The 21789-nt window shown below is 69.7% G+C and carries 24 protein-coding genes; 21 read left to right on the top strand and 3 right to left on the bottom strand.

Going from position 1 to position 21789, the window contains the following annotated elements:
- The first annotated feature begins 29 nt into the window (after positions 1-29).
- Positions 30-674 carry a hypothetical protein gene (locus tag AC07NI_RS10090; RefSeq protein ID WP_494618558.1) on the top strand — a complete coding sequence of 215 codons (645 nt, stop codon included), beginning with the start codon at positions 30-32 and terminating at the stop codon, positions 672-674.
- Positions 671-1453: a DUF1963 domain-containing protein gene (locus AC07NI_RS10085; RefSeq protein WP_494618555.1), complete on the top strand. Its 783-nt coding sequence runs from the start codon at positions 671-673 to the stop codon at positions 1451-1453. The genes AC07NI_RS10090 and AC07NI_RS10085 overlap by 4 nt, the downstream gene beginning before the upstream one ends.
- Here AC07NI_RS10085 and AC07NI_RS10080 read toward each other — a convergent pair.
- Genes AC07NI_RS10080 through AC07NI_RS10070 form a run of 3 tightly spaced genes read right to left on the bottom strand, consistent with a single transcriptional unit; the run spans position 1450 to position 3610 of the window.
- A complete protein-coding gene (locus AC07NI_RS10080) occupies positions 1450-1731 on the bottom strand; it encodes a hypothetical protein (RefSeq protein ID WP_494618549.1) in 282 nt (93 codons plus the stop codon). The two genes, AC07NI_RS10085 and AC07NI_RS10080, sit on opposite strands and share 4 nt — an antisense overlap.
- A gap of 59 nt (positions 1732-1790) precedes the next feature.
- The gene (locus tag AC07NI_RS10075) at positions 1791-2192 is read right to left on the bottom strand and encodes a GFA family protein (RefSeq protein ID WP_494618544.1); all 402 of its coding nucleotides are present in this window, start codon (positions 2190-2192) and stop codon (positions 1791-1793) included.
- Entirely contained in the window at positions 2189-3610 is a 1422-nt protein-coding gene (locus AC07NI_RS10070; RefSeq protein WP_494618542.1) for a M20/M25/M40 family metallo-hydrolase, read from the bottom strand. The genes AC07NI_RS10075 and AC07NI_RS10070 overlap by 4 nt, the downstream gene beginning before the upstream one ends.
- A gap of 122 nt (positions 3611-3732) precedes the next feature.
- Between AC07NI_RS10070 and ruvC the strand changes: the two genes are divergently transcribed.
- The 19 genes from ruvC to AC07NI_RS09975 all read left to right on the top strand — a co-directional run bounded on the left by ruvC (position 3733) and on the right by AC07NI_RS09975 (position 21788).
- Complete coding sequence (gene ruvC, locus AC07NI_RS10065) at positions 3733-4239, top strand: crossover junction endodeoxyribonuclease RuvC (RefSeq protein ID WP_494620493.1); 507 nt, start codon at positions 3733-3735, stop codon at positions 4237-4239.
- On the top strand, positions 4236-4853 hold the full coding sequence (ruvA, locus tag AC07NI_RS10060; RefSeq protein WP_494618539.1) for a Holliday junction branch migration protein RuvA: 618 nt from the start codon (positions 4236-4238) through the stop codon (positions 4851-4853). Before ruvC ends, ruvA begins: the two co-directional genes overlap by 4 nt.
- Complete coding sequence (gene ruvB, locus AC07NI_RS10055; RefSeq protein ID WP_494618537.1) at positions 4850-5887, top strand: Holliday junction branch migration DNA helicase RuvB; 1038 nt, start codon at positions 4850-4852, stop codon at positions 5885-5887. The genes ruvA and ruvB overlap by 4 nt, the downstream gene beginning before the upstream one ends.
- Positions 5888-5893: 6 nt before the next feature.
- Positions 5894-6718 (top strand): FtsW/RodA/SpoVE family cell cycle protein, encoded by an 825-nt coding sequence (locus AC07NI_RS10050; protein ID WP_494618533.1) that lies wholly within the window; start codon positions 5894-5896, stop codon positions 6716-6718.
- On the top strand, positions 6715-7167 hold the full coding sequence (gene ybgC, locus AC07NI_RS10045; RefSeq protein WP_494618529.1) for a tol-pal system-associated acyl-CoA thioesterase: 453 nt from the start codon (positions 6715-6717) through the stop codon (positions 7165-7167). Before AC07NI_RS10050 ends, ybgC begins: the two co-directional genes overlap by 4 nt.
- A 115-nt stretch (positions 7168-7282) precedes the next feature.
- A complete protein-coding gene (tolQ, locus tag AC07NI_RS10040) occupies positions 7283-7981 on the top strand; it encodes a protein TolQ (RefSeq protein WP_494618527.1) in 699 nt (232 codons plus the stop codon).
- A gap of 4 nt (positions 7982-7985) precedes the next feature.
- Positions 7986-8507 carry an ExbD/TolR family protein gene (locus tag AC07NI_RS10035; protein WP_494618523.1) on the top strand — a complete coding sequence of 174 codons (522 nt, stop codon included), beginning with the start codon at positions 7986-7988 and terminating at the stop codon, positions 8505-8507.
- A 7-nt stretch (positions 8508-8514) separates the two neighbouring features.
- Positions 8515-9330, top strand: a complete 816-nt coding sequence (gene tolA / locus AC07NI_RS10030) for a cell envelope integrity protein TolA (protein WP_494618521.1) — start codon at positions 8515-8517, stop codon at positions 9328-9330.
- A gap of 29 nt (positions 9331-9359) precedes the next feature.
- Complete coding sequence (gene tolB, locus AC07NI_RS10025) at positions 9360-10658, top strand: Tol-Pal system beta propeller repeat protein TolB (RefSeq protein ID WP_494618518.1); 1299 nt, start codon at positions 9360-9362, stop codon at positions 10656-10658.
- Between the two features lie 193 nt (positions 10659-10851).
- Positions 10852-11418 (top strand): peptidoglycan-associated lipoprotein Pal, encoded by a 567-nt coding sequence (gene pal / locus AC07NI_RS10020; RefSeq protein WP_494620490.1) that lies wholly within the window; start codon positions 10852-10854, stop codon positions 11416-11418.
- A 76-nt stretch (positions 11419-11494) separates the two neighbouring features.
- Entirely contained in the window at positions 11495-12352 is an 858-nt protein-coding gene (gene ybgF / locus AC07NI_RS10015; RefSeq protein ID WP_494618516.1) for a tol-pal system protein YbgF, read from the top strand.
- The gene (tilS, locus tag AC07NI_RS10010) at positions 12343-13542 is read left to right on the top strand and encodes a tRNA lysidine(34) synthetase TilS (protein WP_494618513.1); all 1200 of its coding nucleotides are present in this window, start codon (positions 12343-12345) and stop codon (positions 13540-13542) included. Before ybgF ends, tilS begins: the two co-directional genes overlap by 10 nt.
- A gap of 79 nt (positions 13543-13621) precedes the next feature.
- Positions 13622-15505, top strand: a complete 1884-nt coding sequence (gene ftsH / locus AC07NI_RS10005) for an ATP-dependent zinc metalloprotease FtsH (RefSeq protein ID WP_494618509.1) — start codon at positions 13622-13624, stop codon at positions 15503-15505.
- 140 nt (positions 15506-15645) lie between these two features.
- Entirely contained in the window at positions 15646-18132 is a 2487-nt protein-coding gene (locus AC07NI_RS10000) for a PAS domain-containing protein (RefSeq protein ID WP_494618506.1), read from the top strand.
- A gap of 9 nt (positions 18133-18141) precedes the next feature.
- Positions 18142-18957, top strand: a complete 816-nt coding sequence (gene folP / locus AC07NI_RS09995; RefSeq protein WP_494618503.1) for a dihydropteroate synthase — start codon at positions 18142-18144, stop codon at positions 18955-18957.
- Between the two features lie 165 nt (positions 18958-19122).
- Positions 19123-19461, top strand: a complete 339-nt coding sequence (locus AC07NI_RS09990; RefSeq protein ID WP_494618500.1) for a response regulator — start codon at positions 19123-19125, stop codon at positions 19459-19461.
- Positions 19462-19493: 32 nt separating this feature from the next.
- On the top strand, positions 19494-20309 hold the full coding sequence (gene thiD, locus AC07NI_RS09985; RefSeq protein WP_494618495.1) for a bifunctional hydroxymethylpyrimidine kinase/phosphomethylpyrimidine kinase: 816 nt from the start codon (positions 19494-19496) through the stop codon (positions 20307-20309).
- Positions 20306-20890 (top strand): nucleotidyltransferase family protein, encoded by a 585-nt coding sequence (locus AC07NI_RS09980; protein ID WP_494618492.1) that lies wholly within the window; start codon positions 20306-20308, stop codon positions 20888-20890. The genes thiD and AC07NI_RS09980 overlap by 4 nt, the downstream gene beginning before the upstream one ends.
- A 76-nt stretch (positions 20891-20966) precedes the next feature.
- Positions 20967-21788: a PhzF family phenazine biosynthesis protein gene (locus AC07NI_RS09975; RefSeq protein ID WP_494618490.1), complete on the top strand. Its 822-nt coding sequence runs from the start codon at positions 20967-20969 to the stop codon at positions 21786-21788.
- Position 21789: the final 1 nt, after the last annotated feature.

The following is a 21789-nucleotide window of genomic DNA, read 5'->3' as shown; positions in this document are numbered from 1 at the left end:
AAGCGGCCGCCGAGGTCGAGAGATTGCGTATGCTCAGCCTAACGACGCCGCGTGCGGCCCCCTGGGTCTTGGCCCTGACCCTGGTCGCTGTGAGCGCCTGTTCGCCCAATCCTGAAAAAGAAGCCCAGCGCCAGATCGCCGACGGCCGCGCGCTGACGGCTTTGCAGAAGCAGTTCGACACGCGCCGGCAGTGCGCGCCCGTCTTGACCGCCAGGCTGCCGATCGAGATGGCGGCCGAGGATCTCGACCGTCCCACTGTCAGGGCGCTGCTCGACAACGGCCTGCTGGCCCAGACGGCGCTGAACGATGGCAAGGTCCGCCTCGCGCCGGCCCCGCAGGCGGCGCGATGGTTCCAGGAGCGCCGATCCGGCTCCGGCCAGCCCGTGGCGCTGGAGCTGTGCTACGCCCGCCGCCAGGTCACCCGCGTGTGGCCCGCGGTCGATGGGGCGGGCAAGCCGGTCGCTCGGCTGCACTACGCCTTCCGCTTAGCCGACGCCCCGGCCTGGGCCCGCGATCCCCGGATGGGCGCGGCCTTCCCGTTCCTGCCGCGCGCCCTGTCGGAGGAGATCACCGCCGACGAGACGATCCCCTACCGCGACGGCCAGTGGGACCTGACCCTGTGGGAGCCGACGATCCGGCTCAAGGGCGACGTCATCGACGGGTTCTTCCCATGACGCCGGCGATCCATTTGACCGAGGCGGGCGCGGACGACCCGCGCGGACCCGCCGGCCGCTCGCGGATCGGCGGCGGTCCCGACCTGCCTGAGGGCGTCGAATGGCCTCGCGACGCCAGCGGCCTGCACCTGAACCTGCTGGCCCAGATCGACCTGGCCGACCTGCCGTCGCACGCGGCGCCGCTGCCGGAGCGCGGCCTGCTGTCGTTCTTCATCGGCACGGAGTTCGCCGACGGTCGGGTGCTGTACAGCCCGGCGGACGTCGCCCTGGCCCGCCACGCGCTGCCGGACGATGCGGCGGAGGTCTCGCGCGCGGTCGCCGCCATGCTGGGCTGGGACGCCGCCCTGGGCCGCATGGCCGTGGAGCGGCCCGGAGACGATGGCCTGACCGCCGAGCCCGACGCCGACGGACGGCTACGGTTCTTCCGCGACGGCGCGTCGGTGATCGCCTTGGCGTCCGAATACGAGATCGCCGCCGAGCCGCAGCGCTTGCGGGCGCCGGCGACCGGGGACGGCCCTCAGCACCAGATGTTCGGCCAGGCGTGGACCGAGGCGGACGGCCCGCGCTCGCCGGCGGGGCGCGCCGCCAAGCACGCAGTCGCCCAGGGTTGGACGGACTTGGCCGATCCCGCCGACTGGTTCGTGCTGCTAGCCTTGGGCTCGGGCGGCGAGGCCGGCTTCGAGTTCAACGACCACGACACGGTCATCTACCTGGCCAATGCCCACGACACGGCCAAGGGCGACTTCACGCGGACGTTCGCCTACATCGATCAGGGCTAGTGCGGCTGGCCCCACTGGGCGGCGCGTTCGCGGACGAGATCGCGCATGAACTGGTCCAGCTCGGCCAGGCGGCGATCCATCTCGGCGACCGACACCCCGTTCCAGACCCCGTGATCATAGACCGAACGGGCCTCACGCAGGCTGTCGCCCGCCTGGTAGCGCTCGGTGATGTAGAGGGTCTCGAGGAGCTTGGTGGGGCGGTCGAGCTTCTCGTGCTTCATCGACCAGTAGCTGACCATGTACTCGGCCAGGATACCCTCATCCGACGAACTGACCATCGGCGTCTCCCTAATCACTGGACGGGAGATAGGGAGGCATCCGGCGACGTCCAGAGGCGTCAGTCGGGATCGCGCTCGAAAGTTTCGACGCCGTCCGGCAACCGCACCCAGCCGTGCCGGCGACAGTCGTAGACCGACACCGTCGGCGGCGGGAAACCGGGATCGCCGAAGCCTCCGACCGCCACGGAGACCCGGCCCTCGACGCCTTCCTCGGTGTGGAACAGGGTCGTGCCGCAGACCGGGCAGAAGCGGAACCGGAACCGCGCGCCCTGGTCGCCCTCTCGCACATATTCGGTCGCCTGGCCGGTGACCTCATAGGGACCCCGGAAGCCGGCCAGCGTCGCGAAGACGCTGCCGGTCCGGCGCTGGCAGGCCAGGCAGTGGCAGACGCCCACGCCGCGCGGCTCGCTCTCGAGGCGGATGCTCAGCTGGCCGCAGGTGCAGTGGGCGATCCGGGTCATTTGCCGCCCGCATAGTCCTTGATCAGGGCGTAGAGGAAGTCGCGGCCATCATAGAGCGACTTGACCCGGATGCGCTCGTTCAGGCCGTGGATGCCGTCGCCGTCCGAGCTGCCGAACAGGCCCGAGACGCCGTAGGTCGGGATGCCCGCCGCGTTGGTATGGACGCCGTCGGTGGCGCCGGTCAGCAGGATAGGCACGACCGGCACGCCGGGCCACAGCTTGGCGGCTTCCTTCTCGATCGGCCCCATGATCGCCGGGGTCAGCGGCGGGGGCGGCGAGACGCTGTTGGGCTCGTGGGCCAGGGTCACGGTGGTCGGCGCGCCAGCCAGTTCGGCCAGCTTGGTGCGGACCTCCTCGGTCGGCGTGCCCGGCAGGATGCGGCAGTTGACGTTGGCCGTGGCGCGTTGGGGCAGGGCGTTGGGCGCGTGGCCGGCATTGACCATGGTCGCCACGCAGGTGGTGCGCAGCATCGAGTTCCACATCGGATCGGCCGTGACCGTCTTCAGCGCCGCCTCGTCGTTGATGTTGGCGACCAGAGCCTTCATCGCCGCGGCCTGCTCGGCGGGCACGCGGGCCTGCATCTTGGTGAAGTAGCCGCGCGTGGCGTCGTTGAAGCGCGGCGGGAAGCCGTAGGCGCCGATCCGATCCAGCCCCGCCGACAGCTGGTAGATGGCGTTGGCCGGCACCGGCCGGCTGGAGTGGCCGCCGGGATTGGTCACGGTCAGGGTGAAGTCCTGATAGACCTTCTCGCCGCCCTGGACCTCCAGCACGACCGGCTTGTCGTGCTCGTCCAGCAGGCCGTCGGCGCCCTCGTTCAGGGCGAATTCGGCGTCGACGAGGGGGCGGTGGTTCTTCACCAGGTCCTCGATGCCGTTATAGGCCTCGCTCTCCTCGCCGCAGGTCAGGGCCATCTTGATGTCGCGCTTGGGCTTGAAGCCGGATTGCTTCAGGCGAACCAGGCTGTCGACCCAGATGGCCGCCTGGGCCTTGTCGTCCGACGTGCCGCGTCCGAAGAAATAGCCGTTCTCCTCGACCAGCTTGAACGGGTCGCGGGTCCAGTCGGCGCGGTTGGCCTCCACCACGTCGATGTGGGCCAGCAGCAGCATGGGCTTGGACTTGGCGTCGGTCCCCTTGAGGACGGCCACGAGGCTGCCTTCCTTGGGATGACCGTCGGCGACCACGACCTTGATGTCCTCGGCCGGATAGCCCGCCGCCTTCAGCCGTGCGCCCATGGCCTCGGCGGCGGCGGTGCAGGAGCCGACCGACAGGGTGGTGTTGATCTCGACCAGCTCCTTGTAGAGGTCGCGGAAGGCCAACTGGTCGGGGCGGACGGTCTTGGGCGGTTCGGCCGTCTGCGCGCTGGCCAGAACCGGCGCGGCCAGAAGCGCCGCCGTCATCATCCAAACCGACCGTTTCATCCGTACTCTCCCCAATAAAGCTTGGGCGGGAGGAGAGCCCGCCAGCGCGCGCCGCGCAAGGGCCGGTCTTTACCGATCGTTAGCAATACAGGGGCTTTTCCTGAGGCGCGGATCAGACGATGTTGCGAGAACACATGATGAACGCCATTCGCATCCTCGGACTTGATCCTGGCCTCCGCCGCACCGGCTGGGGCGTCGTCAGCGTGCTCGGCTCGCGGGTGACCCACATCGCTCACGGCGTCATCGCGCCGGACGAGAAGGCGGCGTTCTCGGACCGCCTGCTGCATCTCTTCGAAGGCATCTGCGCGGTGATCGAGCAGCACAAGCCCGACGAGGCGGCGGTCGAGGAGACCTTCGTCAACACCAACGCCCAATCGACCCTGAAGCTGGGCCATGCCCGCGCTGCGGCGATGATCGCGCCGGCCCGCGCCGGGCTGCTGGTGGCCGAGTATTCCAACGCCATGGTCAAGAAGGCCGTGGTCGGGACCGGCGGCGCCGACAAGAACCAGGTCGCCTTCATGATCGCCCGCCTGCTGCCGACCGCCGGCTCGCCGACCGCCGACGCCGCTGACGCCCTGGCGGTCGCCATCGCCCACGCCCACGCCCGCACCGCCCGGAGAGTCGCATGATCGGACGTCTGCGCGGCGCCGTCGCCGAGGTCGGCGAGGAAGAGGCCCTGATCGACGTCATGGGCGTCGGCTATGTCGTCCGCTGCGGTCACCGCACGCTCCAGCGCCTGCCGGCCTTGGGCGAGGAGACGCTGCTACACATCGAGAGCCAGTGGAGCGAAAGCGCCGGCCTGCGCCTCTACGGCTTCGCCACGCGCGAGGACCGGAAGGCGTTCGTGCTGCTGCAGGCCATCCAGGGCGTCGGTCCCAAGGCGGCCATGGCGGTGCTGGACGTGCTGTCGCCGGCCGAGCTGGCCAGCGCCGTCGCCCGCGAGGACAAGGCCGCCGTCGGCCGCGCCAACGGGGTGGGCCCGAAGCTCGCCCTGCGCATTGTCACCGAGCTGAAGGACAAGCCGATCACCGACGGGCCGGTGCTGATGACGGCACCGACCTCGTCCTCGGCCACCGCGCCCGCCAAGCCCGCCCCCACCGGCGACGCCGTCGCCGCCCTGATGGGCCTGGGCGTCGCCGAAGTGAACGCCCGCCGCGTCGTCGAGGCCGCCGCCGCCCAGTTGGGTGAAGAGGCCACAGTGCAGGCCCTTATCAAGGCCGGCCTGCAGGAGCTTGGGCGGTGACCCGCATCATCTCCGGCGATCCCCAGCACGGCGACCAGGTCCCGGCCACCGACCGCGCCCTGCGTCCCCAGACCCTGGCCGAGTTCGTCGGCCAGGAGCAGGCCAAGGGCAACCTGCGCATCTTCATCGAGGCCGCCAAGGGCCGGGGCGAGTCCCTGGACCACGTGCTGCTGTTCGGCCCGCCGGGCCTGGGCAAGACCACCCTGGCCCAGATCGTCGCCCGCGAGCTGGGCGTGAACTTCCGCGCCACCTCCGGCCCGGTGCTGAACAAGCCCGGCGACCTGGCCGCGATCCTGACCAATCTCGAACCGAACGACGTCCTGTTCATCGACGAGATCCACCGCCTGTCGTCGAACGTCGAGGAGATCCTCTATCCGGCCATGGAGGACCACGTGCTGGACCTCGTGATCGGCGAGGGCCCCTCGGCGCGCTCGATCCGCATCGACCTGGCGCCGTTCACCCTGGTGGCGGCGACCACGCGGGCGGGGATGCTGGCCACGCCCTTGCGCGACCGCTTCGGCATTCCGATCCGGCTGGAGTTCTACACCCCGGCCGAGCTGCGCCACGTGCTGCTGGGCGCGGCCCGCAAGATGGGCGCGCCGCTGTCCGAGGACGGGGCCGACGAGATCGCCAAGCGCGCCCGGGGCACGCCACGCGTCGCCGGCCGCCTGCTGCGCCGGGTCCGTGACTTCGCCACCGCCGACGGCGCGGCCGTCATCGACCGCAAGGCCGCTGGCCTGGCTCTGGCCCGGCTCGAAGTGGACGAGGTCGGCCTCGACAGCCTCGACCGCCGCTATCTGCGCGCGCTGATCGAGCACTACGGCGGCGGCCCGGCGGGCGTGGAGACCATCGCCTACGCCATCGCCGAGGCCCGCGACGCCGTCGAGGACGTCATCGAGCCGTATCTGATGCAGCAGGGCTTCATCCAGCGCACCCCGCGCGGCCGGGTGGCCTGCGGCAAGGCCTATCTGCACCTGGGCCTGAAGGCCCCGCCGACCCCGACGGGGCAGGGCGGGCTGTTCGGGGACGAGTAACCCGCCATGCGCAAGGCCGCCGTCGCGCTGCAGGTGATCGCCACCCTGGCCATCTCGATCCTGGCCATCCGCGCGGCGGGCGGCTCGTCCTCGGCGATGATCCTGCAAGGCGCGGCCGGCGTGGTCGGCGCGCTCGTGGCGCTCGCCGTGGCTTGGCTGGTCCGACCGCCGGGCCGCATCGTCGCCGCCGTCCTGCTGGTGCTGATCCTGATCGCCGAGATGTACGTCCTGGTCGCGGGCGTCTCGATGGAGGGCGTCCGTCGCTGGGTCGCCTTGGGGCCGATCCAGCTGCATGCGGCCTCGCTGCTGGTCCCGCTGGCCGCCTGGCTCGCCGCCCAGCGCCTTGAGACGGCGACCGCCATCCCGCTCGCCGCGACCCTGCTCGTCCTGGCCGCCCAGCCGGATGCGGCGGCCGTCCTGGCCCTGACCCTCGCGCTCGGCGCCGTGGCCTTGATCGACAAGTCCAAGCGCAAGACCGCCGGCATCCTCGCCGCCGTCGGCGCGGCCGGCGTCGCCTGGGCCCTGAGCCGTCCCGACCCGCTCCCGGCCGTCGATCACGTCGAACTCGTCGTCCGCCGCGCCTTCGAAGCCTCCCCGACCCTAGGGCCCCTGGCCGCCGTCGCCCTGATCACCGTGCCCCTGGCCATGCTCTGGAGTCGCCGCACCCCCGCCACCTTGGCCCTCGCCGCCGCCTGGGCCGGCTTCGTCTTGGCCAACCTGCTCGCCAATTATCCCGCGCCCGTGATCGGGGCCGGGGCCGCGCCGGTGCTGGGGTGGTTGCTATCGGTGGGGCTGACGTTCTCGTCGCCAGCGGCTAAGCAGTCCGCATGACGACCCCGCCCGAACCCACTGCCGGCGTGTTCTCCGGCCGCGAGCATCAGCTGCCCGTGCGCATCTACTACGAGGACACCGACTTCTCGGGGATCGTCTATCACGCCAACTACCTGCGCTATCTGGAGCGGGGGCGGAGCGACTTCTTCCGGATGGTCGGGATTTCGCACACCGAACTGGCCAAGGCCGATACGGCGTTCGCGATCATCCACATGACGCTGGACTTCAAGCGCTCGGCGCGGATCGACGACGCGCTGGTGGTGCGCACGACCTATGACCGGGTCAAAGGCGTTAGGCTCTATGTCACCCAGCGCGTCACGCGCGGCGACGAGGTGCTGATCGAGGCCAGGGGCGAGGCGGTCTGCATCACCCTGGACGGGCGGCCACGTCGTCCGACGGCGGAGATGCTGGCGCAGTTGGCGCCGTGGCTGGCGACCGACGGCGAATAAACAAACATCGTTTTTCGGGATCGCTCGACGATTGTCATAGTTTCACCCAAGCGTCGCTTCATGCCATACGGCGCGTAGTAAGATCTTTCAGACGCCCCAACGGAGCCAAACCCGCATGGACGCCTCGGCAGCCGCCCCGAATTTCTCGTTCTTCGCCTTGTTCATGCAGGCCGACTGGGTCGTGAAGGCCGTCATGATCGGTCTGATCCTGGCTTCCTTGGGCTCGTGGGCCGTGATTCTGGACAAGCTGTTCCGGTTCGCGAACCTGAACCGCGCCGCCGACCGCTTCGAGGAGCAGGTCTCGGGCGGCCGTTCGCTGGAGGACGTCGCGGGCGAGGCCGGCGCCAATCCGCGCCACGCCCTGCCGCGCATGCTGCAGGCGGCGCTGAAGGAATGGCGCGACGCCAAGGCCAAGGGCGCGATGAGCGAGAACCAGGCCGGTTTCCTGATCGCCCGCATCGACCGCATCCTGGACGCCCAGATCGCCCGCGAGAGCACCAAGGTCGAGGAAGGCCTGGGCAGCCTGGCCATCGTCGCCACCGCCAGCCCGTTCATCGGCCTGTTCGGCACGGTCTGGGGCATCATGCACGCCTTCCAGAACATCGCGATCTCGAAGAACACCTCGCTGGCCGTCGTGGCCCCGTCGATCGCCGAGGCGCTGTTCGCCACGGCCGTGGGCCTGATCGCCGCCATCCCGGCCTATATCGCCTACAACAAGTTCTCGACCGACGCGGGCAAGTACGCCGGCCGCCTGGAAGGCTTCGCCGACGACCTGTCGACCGCGATCCAGCGTCGCCTGTCGGACCGGGTCTGATCCCATGGCGATGTCCTCCAACGACGCCTTCGCCACGGGCGGCGGCCGAGGTCGCCGCCGTCGCGGTCGCCGCGGCAAGGGCGCCCTGTCCGAGATCAACGTCACCCCGCTGGTCGACGTGATGCTGGTGCTGCTGATCATCTTCATGATCAGCGCGCCGCTGCTGACCGCCGGCGTGCCGCTGGAGCTGCCCAAGACCGAGGCCGCCGCCCTGCAGAACCAGGACGAGCCGATCACGGTGTCGATCCGCAAGGACGGCCAGATCTTCGTCGGCGAGAAGCAGATCCCGTTCGAGAACCTGGCGCCGGGCGTCACCGCCATCGCCGGCAGCGGCTACAGCAAGCCGATCTTCGTCCGCGCCGACGGCGGGGCGACCTATGCGGTCGTCGCCCAGGTGATGGCGGGCCTGTCGAACGCGGGCTTCAACAAGATCAACCTGATCACCGAGACGGGCGGTCCCTCCACGGGAGCGGCGCCGAAGGACGCTCAGCCGGAGGGCTCGGGCGACCTGCGGCCGGCTCAGTAGGATCGGCATGAGCGCTCGCCGCGAACCCCAGATCTCTCCGGGCCTGCTGGCCTCGATCGCGCTGCACGGAGCCGTGGCGGCGCTGATCGCGTTCGGCCTGCCGTGGAAGTCGCAGAAGCCGATCACCATCGGCGAGTCGGTGCCGGTGACCATCGTCACCAACGGCCCGACCAATGTGCGTCCGGCCGAGGAAGCGCCCGAGGAGCAGACGGCCCAGACGCCGGATCCTGTGCCTGAGGCCACGCCGCAGCCGCCGGCTCCGACGCCTGCACCGACGCCGACCCCGGCTCCCGCGCCGCCGCCCAAGCCGACGCCGGTCCCCAAGCCGGCCGTGACGCCGACGCCGGCCAAGCCGACCCCGACGCAGAAGAAGCCGGACACCGACTTCTTCGCCTCGCTGGAAGCCTCGATCGCCAAGTCCAAGAAGGCGACCGGCAAGCCGACCGCCAGCGCCCCCAAGGGTCCGGCCCGCGCGGAGACCTCGGTCTCGGCCCGTCCGGCCATGGGCGCGGCCACCGGCCTGTCCGCCGCCGCGCTGGGCCGCCTGCAGGGCGAGGTCCAGGATCGCTGGAACCCCAATTGCGAGGTCGAGGGCGGCGCCAATGTCACCGTGCGGGTGGTGTTCGTGATCGGCCCTGGCGGCCGCGTCGTCGGCCAGCCGGAATCGCCGGGCACGTCCTCGTCCGACCCCGTCGTCAAGGCGGCCTCGGACCGCGCCGTGCGCGCGCTGTTCGCGGCTTCGCCGTTCGCCTACCTGCCGCAAGACCTGTACGGTCAGAAAATCGCCCTCAACTTCAACGCAAAACAGGCCTGTTCGCGTTGAGGACTGGAACGACACACAAGGAGACCCCGATGCGCTTCAAAGCCCTGGTGCTCATGGCCGCCGTCCTGCTGGGCGGCGCAGCGTTCGTGACCCCGGCCGCCGCGCAGATCGAGGTCGACATCAACTCCGGCGCGGTCAAGCCGCTGCCGATCGCCGTGCCGGCCTTCTCGGGCACGACGCGCGGGGCCGAGATCGCCCAGGTCATCACCGGCAACCTCGAGCGCTCGGGCCTGTTCCAGCCGCTGAACGTCTCGGCCGTTTCGGACAAGCTGCAGGACGTCAACGTCCAGCCGCGCTTCCCCGACTGGCAGGCGACCGGGGCCCAGGCCCTGATCAACGGCCAGGTCACGGTCGGCCCCGACGGCGGGCTGCGCGTCGACTTCCGCCTGTGGGACGTGTTCAGCCAGCAGCAGCTGCTGGGCCTGCAGTTTTCCTCGACGCCCGACAACTGGCGCCGCGTGGCCCACAAGATCAGCGACGCCGTCTATGAGCGCCTGACCGGTGAAAAGGGCTATTTCGACACCCGGGTGGCCTTCGTCGCCGAGAGCGGTCCCAAGCTGTCGCGCGTCAAGCGCCTGGCGATCATGGACCAGGACGGCGCCAACCCGCAGTACCTGACCGACGGCTCGTACATCGTGATGACGCCGCGCTTCTCGTCTACCAGCCAGGAACTGACCTACATGGCCCTGCGGCCGACGGGGTCTTCGATCTACCTGCTGAACCTGGAGACCAGCCGCCAGGAAACGGTCGGCAAGTTCCCGGGCATGGTGTTCGCCCCGCGCTTCTCGCCGGACGGCAGCAAGGTGGCGTTCTCGGTCGAGAAGAACGGCAACAGCGACATCTATCTGATGGACCTGCGCAGCCGCGCGTCGACCCGCATCACCACCGACCCGGCCATCGACACCTCGCCGTCGTTCTCGCCGGACGGCACCAAGATCGCCTTCAACTCCGACCGCGGCGGCCAGGCCCAGCTCTATGTGATGAACACCGACGGTTCGGGCGTGCGCCGCATCTCGTACGGCGGCGGCCGCTACACCACTCCGGTCTGGAGCCCGCGCGGCGACTTCATCGCCTTCACCAAGCAGACGGGCGGCGAGTTCCACATCGGCGTCATGCGTCCCGACGGCGGCGACGAGCGTCTGCTGACCACCAGCTATCTGGACGAGGGCCCGACCTGGGCGCCCAATGGCCGGGTGCTGATGTTCTTCCGCGAGAGCTCGGCCGGCAATCCCAAGCTCTGGACGGTGGACATCACCGGCCGGATCCTGCGGCCGGCGGCCTATGGCGGTTCGGGCTCGGATCCCGCCTGGTCGCCGCTGCTGGACTGATTGACACGAAGTTCGGGCAACTTGAGCGGCGCACAAGCGTTCAAGGCACAGGTTCCGGCGCGTGGTCTATTCGCGCTGGAAGTGAATCCGCACCTGATGACGAGCTTCTGACATCATTGTGAGGCTTGGTCAGGCATTTCATGGGTCCATTCCAAGCGTTGCGCAGGTATGGATCAGGTCCAGAATTCGTAGACTGAGGAGAAACTGGATGAGCTTCGACACCCAGCGCGCCATTAGACTGGCGCTTGTCGGCGTGGCCGCCGCTTCGCTCGCCGCCTGCGCTTCGCGTCCGAAGCCCCAGCCCGTCGCCCCGGCCGAACCGCCGGCGCCGACGCAGCCGAGCAACCCCTACACCCCGCCGCCGCAGCCGCCGGTCGCCAGCGGCGTCCTGCCGGGCTCGGTGCAGGACTTCGTCGTCAATGTCGGCGACCGCGTCTATTTCGACACCGACGAATATTCGGTCCGCGCTGACGCCCAGCCGGTCCTGGCCGGTCAGGCCCAATGGCTGAACCGTTACCAGCAGGTCCGCATCCGCATCGAAGGCAATGCCGACGAACGCGGCACCCGCGAGTACAACCTGGCCCTGGGCGCCCGTCGCGCCAACGCCATCCGCGACTTCCTGATCGGCCAAGGCGTCGCCGCGGCCCGCATCGAGACCATCTCGTTCGGCAAGGAACGCCCGATCGACGGCGGTTCGAGCGAAGAGTCGTGGGCCAAGAACCGTAACGGCCACACGGCCATCACGGACGGCGCCCGCTAAGCTGCAAGTCCTGGGGCGGCTTCTCTCGCGAGATGCCGCCCTAGTTTTGTCCAGTCCCTACCGGTAAATCAGGGTCATGAAGCTGAAATCCGCTCTGCTCGCCGTCCTGTTCGCCTCGACCGCCGCGGTCGCTGTCGCCCAGACCCCGCTGCCGCCGGCCGATCCGCTGGACGACCGCTCGGCCAAGCGCGTCGAGCGCATGGAGAAGGTGGTGCGCGAACTGCGCGCGATCGTCTTCCAGGGCCGCGACACCGGCAAGCCCGTGGTCGTGCAGCCGGCCGAGACCGACGCCCAGATCGCCGCGCTGAACGAGCGCGTCGGCGACCTGGAACAGACCCTGACCCGTCTGAACGGCCAGAACGAGGCCGCCAATTTCGAGCTGACTAAGGCCAATCGCGCCGCCGCCGACCAGAAGGCGCGCGCCGATCAGCTGGAACAGCGCCTGGCCGGGCTGGAGAAGGCGATCGCCGACATGCAGGCCGCCGCTGCGGCCCAGGTCGCGGCTCCGCCGCTGGCCGGCGGGACCCCGCCGCCGCCCGCGCCGCCGGCCGATCCGGCCGTAGCTTTCAAGCAGGCCAAGGACCTGCTGTTGGCCGGCGATTACGCCAATGCCGAGCAGGCCTTCGCCGCCTACGTGAACAACTATCCTGACAGCGCCAAGACGCCGGAAGCCCGCTACTGGCAGGGCGAGACCCTGTTCGTGCGCGAGGCCTATACCGACGCCGCCGGCGCCTATATCGGCGCGATCCGCGGCTGGCCACAGACCAGCTGGGCGCCCGACGCCACGCTGAAGCTGGCCCGCTCGATGGTGGCCCTGAAGAAGACGCCCGACGCCTGCCGCACGCTGGACGAACTGGCCAAGCGCTATCCGAAGGCCCCGGCTCAGGTCACCTCGCGCGCGGCCTCGACCCGCGTCGCGGCCAAGTGCGCCTAGAGACGGTCCGAGCCGCCCTCGACCGGCGGCTCGATCGCGCCTCCGCCGCGCCGCTGGCCGTCGGGTTCTCCGGCGGCGGCGATTCTCTTTTCCTGCTGAAGGCGGTCCTGGAGTTGGGCCGGCCCGTGCTGGCGCTGGTGGTTGATCACGGCCTGCAGGCTGACAGCGCGCGCTGGACGGCCGATGCGGTCGCCAAGGCGCGAGCGCTGGGGGCCGAAGCCGTGGCTTTGACCTGGATCGGCGACAAGCCTTCGACGGGCCTTCCCGCCGCCGCCCGTCGTGCGCGTCACGCTCTGCTCGCGAACGCCGCCCGTGAAGCCGGCGCCAAAGTCCTGCTCCTAGGCCACACCGCCAGCGATCTCGCCGAGGGCGCGGCCATGCGGGCCGAGGGCTCGACGGTCTCCGATCCGCGCGAATGGGCGCCGTCTCCGGTCTGGCCGGAAGGGCGGGGTGTTTTTCTGCTGAGGCCGCTGCTGGGCTTAGGTCGCGATGAGATTCGTCAGGCCTTGGCGGCCGAGGGCGAGACCTGGCTGGACGATCCCGCCAATGAGGATCTGCGCTACGCCCGAGTGCGCGCTCGGGCGGCCGGCGCGGACGAGGTCGCGCCCATCGAGACCACACCACGCTCGCCGCCAACCTTCGAGGTCGACCGCGCCGGGACGATCCGCCTGCCGCGCGACGTCGCCGCCGCCCATCTCGCCGCCGCTCTGCTCTGCGCCGCCGGGACCGAACGACCGCCGCGCGGCGAACGTCTGACGCGCCTCGTCGAGCGCCTGCGCTCGGGCGAGACCTTCGCCGCCACGCTGTCTGGCGCGCGGATCGAAGCGGCGGAGGATGTCCTGATCTGCCGCGACGCCGGCGAGACCGCGCGGGGTGGCCTGGCGCCGCTGGACCTCGCGCCCGGCCAGACCAGCGTCTGGGACGGTCGCTGGGAGATCACCGCCGGCGCCGCGCCCCTGACCGTCGAACCCTTGAAGGGCAAGGCCTCCAGCCTCTCGCTCGATCTCTCCGCCATCCCCGCCGCCGCCCGCCCGAGCCTGCCGCTGATCCGCCGCGACGGAGCCGTCCCGTACTGTCCCGCGCTTGACGGCCCGGACCTTGCAGTTGAAGGAAACGCATGTGCGCGTCCGCTCGTTCTGGACCGGTTCAAGGCTGCGATCGGCCTGATCGACCAAGAATCCGTGACCTGATGTCACGCACGTGGCGCAACTGCTCGGGACCTCCTATCTTGGGAGGTCAAGAACCCTACTCGCTAGGAAGACAAGGCGTATGAATTTCCGGAATCTGGCCATTTGGCTGGTGATCGTCGCGGTGCTGGCGGGCGTGTTCGTCGTCAGTCAGAACGCGCGCACGAAAAATGGCGGCGAGATCAGCTACTCGCAGCTCCTCAAGGACGTCGACGCGGGCAAGATCAAGTCGGCCGAGATCTCGGGCCAGACCGTCATGGCCAAGTCGGCCGACGGCAAGGTCCAGACGGTCAACGCGCCGCTGAACTCCGACGAGCTGGTCAACCGCATGGTGGCCAAGAACGCCGACGTGAAGTTCAAGAGCGGCTCGATCAGCTTCCTGGCCATCGTGGTCCAGCTGCTGCCGATCCTGCTGGTCGTGGGCGTCTGGCTGTTCTTCATGCGCCAGATGCAGGGCGGGGCCAAAGGCGCCATGGGCTTCGGCAAGTCCAAGGCCCGGCTGCTGACCGAGAACAAGAACCGCATCACCTTCGAGGACGTCGCGGGCGTCGACGAGGCCAAGGAAGAACTGCAGGAGGTCGTCGACTTCCTGAAGGACCCGGCCAAGTTCCAGCGCCTGGGCGGCAAGATCCCCAAGGGCGCGCTGCTGGTCGGCCCTCCCGGTACGGGTAAGACCCTAATCGCCCGCGCCGTCGCGGGTGAGGCGGGCGTGCCGTTCTTCACCATCTCCGGTTCGGACTTCGTCGAGATGTTCGTCGGCGTCGGCGCCAGCCGCGTGCGCGACATGTTCGAGCAGGCCAAGAAGAACGCCCCCTGCATCATCTTCATCGACGAAATCGACGCCGTCGGTCGCCACCGCGGCGCCGGCCTGGGCGGCGGCAACGACGAGCGCGAGCAGACCCTCAACCAGCTGCTGGTCGAGATGGACGGCTTCGAGGCCAACGAAGGCATCATCCTGATCGCCGCCACCAACCGTCCCGACGTGCTGGACCCCGCCCTGCTGCGTCCGGGCCGCTTCGACCGTCAGGTCGTGGTGCCCAACCCGGACGTCGCCGGTCGCGAGAAGATCATCCGCGTCCACATGAAGAACGTGCCGCTGGCCGCCGACGTCGACGTCAAGACGCTGGCGCGCGGCACCCCGGGCTTCTCGGGCGCGGACCTGGCCAACCTGGTCAACGAAGGCGCCCTGCTGGCCGCCCGCAAGAACCGCCGCATGGTCACCATGCACGACTTCGAAGCGGCCAAGGACAAGGTCATGATGGGCGCCGAGCGCCGCTCGATGGCCATGAGCGACGCCGAGAAGAAGCTGACCGCCTATCACGAGGGCGGCCACGCCCTGGTGGCCCTGCGCGTCCCCGTCGCCGATCCGGTCCACAAGGCCACGATCGTGCCGCGCGGCCGGGCCCTGGGCATGGTCATGCAGCTGCCGGAAGGCGACCGCTACTCGATGAGCTACGACATGATGACCTCGCGCCTGGCCATCATGATGGCCGGCCGGGTCGCCGAGGAGCTGATCTTCGGCAAGGAGAAGATCACCTCGGGCGCGTCCAGCGACATCAGCGCCGCCACCAGCCTGGCCCGCAACATGGTCACCCGCTGGGGCTTCTCGGACGAGCTGGGCACCGTGGCCTATGGCGACAACCAGGACGAGGTGTTCCTGGGCCACTCGGTCGCCCGCACCCAGAACGTCTCGCCCGAGACCATGATCAAGATCGACAAGGAAGTCCGTCGCCTGGTCAAGAGCGGCGAGGACGACGCCCGCAAGATCCTGACCGACGAGCTGGACAACCTGCACGTGGTGGCCAAGGCCCTGCTGGAGTTCGAGACCCTGAGCGGCGATGAGATCATCGGCGTCATGAAGGGCGAGGCTCCCAAGCGCGAAGAGGACGAGAGCAACAAGGAAACGGTCGCCGCGCCGTCCCTGGTGCCGCTGTCCCCGGGCGCGGGCGCCAGCGTCACCGCCTAGGGCGGATCAGACTCAAACGATCAAAGCCGGCCCCGAAACGGGCCGGCTTTTTTCTTGAAGTCGGCAACCCGACGTGGCGTCTGGTCGTTGGAACTTGGCCGCGCATGCGTGGCGCGGGGCAATCTGCTATTCGGACGACCATGAGCGCGATCGACGAGCCGCAAGGCTCGCCCTCCCAGCTATCCGCGATCCCCGCCTTCCTGACCGGAGGCGGCGAGATGGCCGTGGCGGTCGCGGAACGCGACTGGTCGGCGACGCCCTTCGGTCCGCTGGACGCCTGGTCTCCCGGCCTGCGCATGGCCGCCTCGCTGATGCTGAACACGCCGATCCCGTCGGTGCTGGTCTGGGGCGAGCAGGAGACCATCCTCTACAACGCCGCCGGCGGCGCCTTCCTGGGCGCGGCGGGTCCGGCCGCCCTGGGCCGCCGGTTCGCCGACGTGTTCCCGGTCGTCGAGGGCATGGCCATGCTGGCCAAGGCTCGGACCGGCGAGAGCGAGGTGCGCGAGAACGTCGCCTTCATCCGCCCGAACGGCGAGCCGGCCTGGTGCAACCTGATGCTGTCGCCCGTGCGCGGCGAGACCGGCGTGGTCGAGGGCGTGCTCTGTGTCTGCAACGACATCACCGCCCGCGTCCGCCGCGAGCAGGCCCACGACGCCGACCAGCAGCGCTATCGCCTGCTGTTCGAGAGCATGGACGAGGGCTTCTGCGTCATCGAGTTCTTCGACGGGCCCGAGGGGCCGCTCAGCGACTACGTCCACGTCATGGCCAACTCGGCCTATGAGCGGCACGCGGGCATCCCCAACGTGGTCGGCCAGAAGCTGCGCGAGATGGTCGGCGACGAGGCCGACGCCTGGGTCGCCCGCTATGGCGGCGTGCTGCGCACCGGCGCGCCGATCCGCTTCGAGCAGGAGCTGGTCGCCACCGGCCGCCACCTGTCGCTGTCGTCGTTCCGCATCGAGCCGCCCGAGCTGAAGCAGGTGGCCGTACTGTTCCAGGACATCACCGAGCGCAAGCGGGCCGAGGCCGAGCTGCGCCTGCTGAACGAGACCTTGGAGCTCCGCGTCGCCCAGGCCCTGGCCGAGCGCCGGCAACTGGCCGAGGTGGTCGAGCGCGCCAGCGTCTTCGTCCAGGTCTCGGATATGGACTTCAACTGGCTGGCCATCAACGCCGCCTCGGCCGACGAGTTCGAGCGCATCTTCGGGGTGCGGCCCAAGGTCGGCGACAACATGCTGGACCTGCTGGCCGACAATCCCGAGGGGCGGGAGTCGGTCCACGCCATCTGGCATCGCGCCCTGACCGGCGACAGCTTCATCGAGGTCGGCGAGTTTGGCGATGAGGGCCGTGAGCGCCGGCACTACGAGATGCGCTTCCACCCGCTGCTGGACAGCGACGGGGTGCGGCTGGGCGCCTACCAGTTCGTCTATGACGTCACCCAGCGCATGGCCGAGCAGGAGCGCCTGCGCAACACCGAGGAGGCCCTGCGCCAAGCCCAGAAGATGGAGGCGGTCGGCCAGCTGACCGGGGGCCTAGCCCACGACTTCAACAATCTGCTGGCCGGCATTTCGGGCTCGTTCGAGATGATCGGCGCGCGGCTGGCCCAGGGGCGGACCTCGGATGTCGAGCGCTACCTGGCCGCCGGCCAGGGCGCGGCGCGTCGGGCGGCGGCCTTGACCCATCGCCTGCTGGCCTTCTCGCGCCGCCAGACCCTGGCGCCCAAGCCGGTGGTGATGAACCGCCTGCTGGCCGACTTCGTCGAACTGGTCCGCCGCACGGTCGGGCCGGGCGTCGAGGTCGAGATGATCGCCGCCTCGGGCCTGTGGTCCAGCCTGGTCGACGCCAACCAGCTGGAAAACGCCCTGCTGAACCTGTGCATCAACGCCCGCGACGCCATGCCGGAGGGCGGCAAGATCACGCTGGAGACCGGCAACCGCTGGCTGGATGCGCGCACCGCCCGCGAGCACGGGCTGGAGCCGGGCCAGTACGTCTCGGTCTGCGTCAGCGACACCGGCACGGGCATCGACAAGGCGACGCTGGAGCGGGTGTTCGACCCGTTCTTCACCACCAAGCCGATCGGCCAGGGCACGGGCCTGGGCCTGTCCATGGTCTATGGCTTCGCTCGCCAGTCCGACGGCCACGTGCGGATCTATTCCGAAGTCGGGCAGGGGACCATGGTCTGCCTCTACCTGCCGCGCCACCTGGGCACCGAGGAGGGCGAGGCGGCCCCCGAACCCGTCGTGGGCGCGCCGGCGGTTCCGGCCGGCCAGACCGTGCTGGTGGTCGACGACGAGCCGACCGTGCGGATGCTGGTCGTCGATGCCCTGGCCGAGCTGGGCTATGCCTGCCTGGAGGCCGGCGACGGCGCGACGGGCCTGCGCATCTTGCAGACCAACGCCAAGATCGACCTGCTGATCACCGATGTCGGCCTGCCGGGCGGCTTAAACGGCCGCCAAGTCGCCGACGGGGCCCGCGCCCTGCGGCCCGACCTGAAGGTGCTGTTCATCACCGGCTATGCCGAGAACGCGGTGCTGAACCACGGCCACATCGAGCATGGCATGGAGGTGCTGACCAAGCCCTTCGCCGTCAGCGACCTGGCCGGCCGGGTCGACCGGATGCTGCGCGAGGCGTAGAACCTCGCGATGGCTTCTGCGCTCCAACGTCCCCGCATCATGGGGATCGTCAATGTCACGCCCGACAGCTTCTCCGACGGCGGCAAGTACCTGGGCCCCGCCGACGGGATCGAGCACGCGCGGCGGCTGATCGCCCAGGGCGCCGACATCCTCGACATCGGCGGCGAGAGCACCCGGCCGGGCGCGGCCCCGGTCTCGGAGTTCGACGAGATCCTGCGCGTGGTCCCGGTCATCGAGGCGATCCGCGCGGCCAGCGACATCCCGATCTCGATCGACACCATGAAGCCCGGCGTCGCCCGCGCGGCGGTCAAGGCCGGGGCGACGATCTGGAACGACGTGGCCGCCCTGCGGCTCGCGCACGACGCTCCCGAGGTCGCCGCCGAGCTGGGCTGCGAGGTCGTCCTGATGCACATGCTGGGCGAGCCGGGGACCATGCAGGACGACCCGCGCTATGGCGACGTGGTCGCCGAGGTCGAGGCCTTCCTGCTGGCGCGGGCCTTCACCGCCATGGCCGCCGGGGTGGCCAAGGAGAAGATCTGGCTGGATCCCGGCATCGGCTTCGGCAAGACGGTCGAGCACAACCTGACCCTGCTGAAGGCCCTGCCGCGCTTCGTGGCCTTGGGCTATCCGGTCCTGCTGGGGGCCAGCCGCAAGCGCTTCATCGCCGGGATCGACCCGTCGGCCGGCGAGGCCATCGATCGCCTGGGCGGCTCGCTGGCGGCGCATCTCCACGGCGCGGCGGCGGGCGTGGCGGCCGTGCGTGTCCACGACGTGCGCGAGACCGTGCAAGCGCTGGATGTGCAGGCGGCGATCAAAGCTATTTGAAGCCCCGACCAGGGAACCCCTTACCGCATAGGGGCTGGGGGCGTCGTTGCGCGAGTCTGGGTTGATTGCGACGCCTGGTCTCGCTTGCGGGTTGGGGAATCACCGCGCTTAAATATCTGGGGACGGCCTATCGAAAGCACCCGCAAGATGCGCCCGCGACATGCCTTGATTATCGAAGACGAGATCCTGATCGCGCTGGAAATCGAGGAACTGCTCAAGGAGCAGGGCTTCACCAGCATCGCCATCGCCGACAGTCCTTTGGAGGCTCTGGACAGCGCCCTGAGGCGCAAGCCCGATCTGATTACCGCCGATTACCGGATCGTCGACGGCACCGGCGTCGAGGCCGTGAAGATGATCATGGCCCACCTGGGACCCATTCCGGTGGTCTATGTCACCGGCCACGCCAAGGCTCTGGACGACCAGACCGACGGCGTCGTGGTGCAGAAACCGATCCGTCCGAACATCCTGGCAGGGGCTTGGCAGCACGCGCTGCAGGCGGCGTAGCGGACCTTCCGAATCCCGCCTAAACAGCGGGGATGTCAGACGCTCATCCCAACGCTTTCAGGGGCCGCGTCCTCGTCATCGCCGGGTCGGATTCCGGCGGCGGAGCGGGGATCCAGGCCGACATCAAGACCATCACCGCCCTGGGCGGCTACGCGGCCACCGCCATCACCGCCGTGACGGTGCAGAACACTCTGGGCGTCACCGGCGTCCACCCGATCCCGCTGGACGTGATCGCGGCCCAGGCCCGAGCGGTGCTGGACGATATCGGCGCCGACGCCATCAAGACCGGCATGCTGGGCGACGCGGGTGTGGTGGAGACCGTAGCCGCCGCCATCGACCATGCGGGCAAGGTCCCGGTGGTCGTCGATCCGGTGATGATCGCCAAGGGCGGCGCGCCGCTGCTGGCCGAGGCGGCCGTGGGCGCGGTGAAGACCCTGATGATCCCGCGCGCGGCGCTGCTGACGCCGAACGCGCCCGAGGCCGCTGCCCTGACAGGCCTGACCGTCGAGACCACCGACGACCTGCGCCGGGCCGGCGAAGCGCTGCTGGCGATGGGCGCCAAGGCGGTGCTGATGAAGGGCGGTCATGTCGAGGGCGAGCGCGTCGTCGATGTGCTGATGACCGTCGACGGCGAGACCACCTTCGAGGGCGAGCGGATCGACACCCGCCACACCCACGGCACTGGCTGCACCTTGGCCTCGGCCTGCGCCACCGGCTTGGCTCAGGGGCTGTCGCTGAACGAGGCCGTCGCCCGGGCCTGGAACTATGTCCACGAGGCCATGCTGCGCGCGCCCGGTTTCGGCGCCGGCCACGGCCCGTTGGACCACGGCTGGACGCTGCGCAAATGACCGAGATCCTGGAAGACCGCCTGCGCGAGATCGTCCGCGCCACCCCGACCACCTGGCAGGTGCTGGAGACCGTCCGCGAGCTGGATTTGCCCGACTGGATGATCTTCTCCGGCGCAGTCTATCAGCCGGTGTGGAACGCCCTGACCGGCCGCGACCTGAGCTACGGCATCAAGGACTACGACGTCGCCTATCACGACGACAGCGACACCAGCTACGAAGCCGAGGACGTGGTCATCAAGCAGGTGGCCGCCGCGTTCGAGCCGCCGCTGCGCGACCTCGTCGAGGTCCGCAACCAGGCCCGCGTGCACCTGTGGTTCGAGCAGAAGTTCGGCGCCGACGAGCCCTATCCGCCGCTGGAGGACAGCGCCGCGGCCCTGAAGCGCTTCGTGGCCACCGCCTTCTGCGTCGGCGTGCGGCTGGAGGCCGACGATACCTTGCGCGTCTGGGCCCCGTTCGGGCTGGAGGACCTCTTCGCCATGCGCCTGCGGCCCAACCCGCTGCGGGTCAAGGGCGCGGGCGGCTGGGCGCGCACCACGGGCTCGGCCAAGGCGCGGTGGCCGGAGATCAGCATCGAAGGCTGATTGTCACGAGGACAATAAAGCCTTTGCCGACGGCTTCCGCCGCGCATAACAGCGATGTCCAGCTCGGGAGATCGCTATGCGCCAGTGGACCATCGACGCCTTCGCCAGCGGCCCGTTCAAGGGCAATCCGGCTTGCGTGGTCGAGCCGTTCGAGGCCTGGCCCTCGGCCGACTGGATGCAGGCCCTGGCGGCCGAGAACAATCAGGCTGAAACCGCTTATCTGCTGAAGACCGCCGACCCGGCCCGCTACGGCCTGCGCTGGTTCACGCCGGCGCTTGAGGCCCCGTTGTGCGGCCACGCCACCCTGGCCGCCGCGCACACCCTGTTCGAAGAGCTCGGTGTCGACGTCCCGCTGCTGACCTTCGACACCCTGTCGGGGCCGCTGACGGTGAAGCGCACGGGCGATGGCCTGGAGATGGACTTCCCGGCCGATCCACCGCGCCAGACTGAGATCCCGGCGGGCCTAGCCGAAGCCCTGGGCGCACAGCCCGTCGAGGTCTGGGCCGGGGCGTACCTCATCGCGGTGATGGACAGCGAGGCGACGGTGCGGAGGCTGAAGCCCGACCTGACCGCCATCAAGAAGATCGAGGGCGAGGCCACTGGCGGACCCGGCCAGACGGTCGTCGTCGCCACCGCCGATCCCGGCCGGCCCTATGCCGTGGTCAGCCGCTTCTTCGCGCCGGGCTTCGGCATCCCCGAGGATCCGACCACCGGCTCGGCCCACTGCATCCTGACACCGCTCTACGAGGAAAAGCTGGGCGCGAGTCCGCTGAAGTTCCACCAGGCCTATCCCGGCCGGGGCGGGGACCTGGAATGCGAAAGCCGCGGCGCGCGCGTTCTGTTGCGCGGCCGCGGCTTCACGGTGGTGGAGAGCCGGCTCCGGGTGGAGCCGGCCTAAG

The sequence above is a fragment of the Caulobacter sp. GW821-FHT10E02 genome (assembly GCF_059415225.1).
This window is presented reverse-complemented; position numbering and strand designations above follow the sequence as displayed.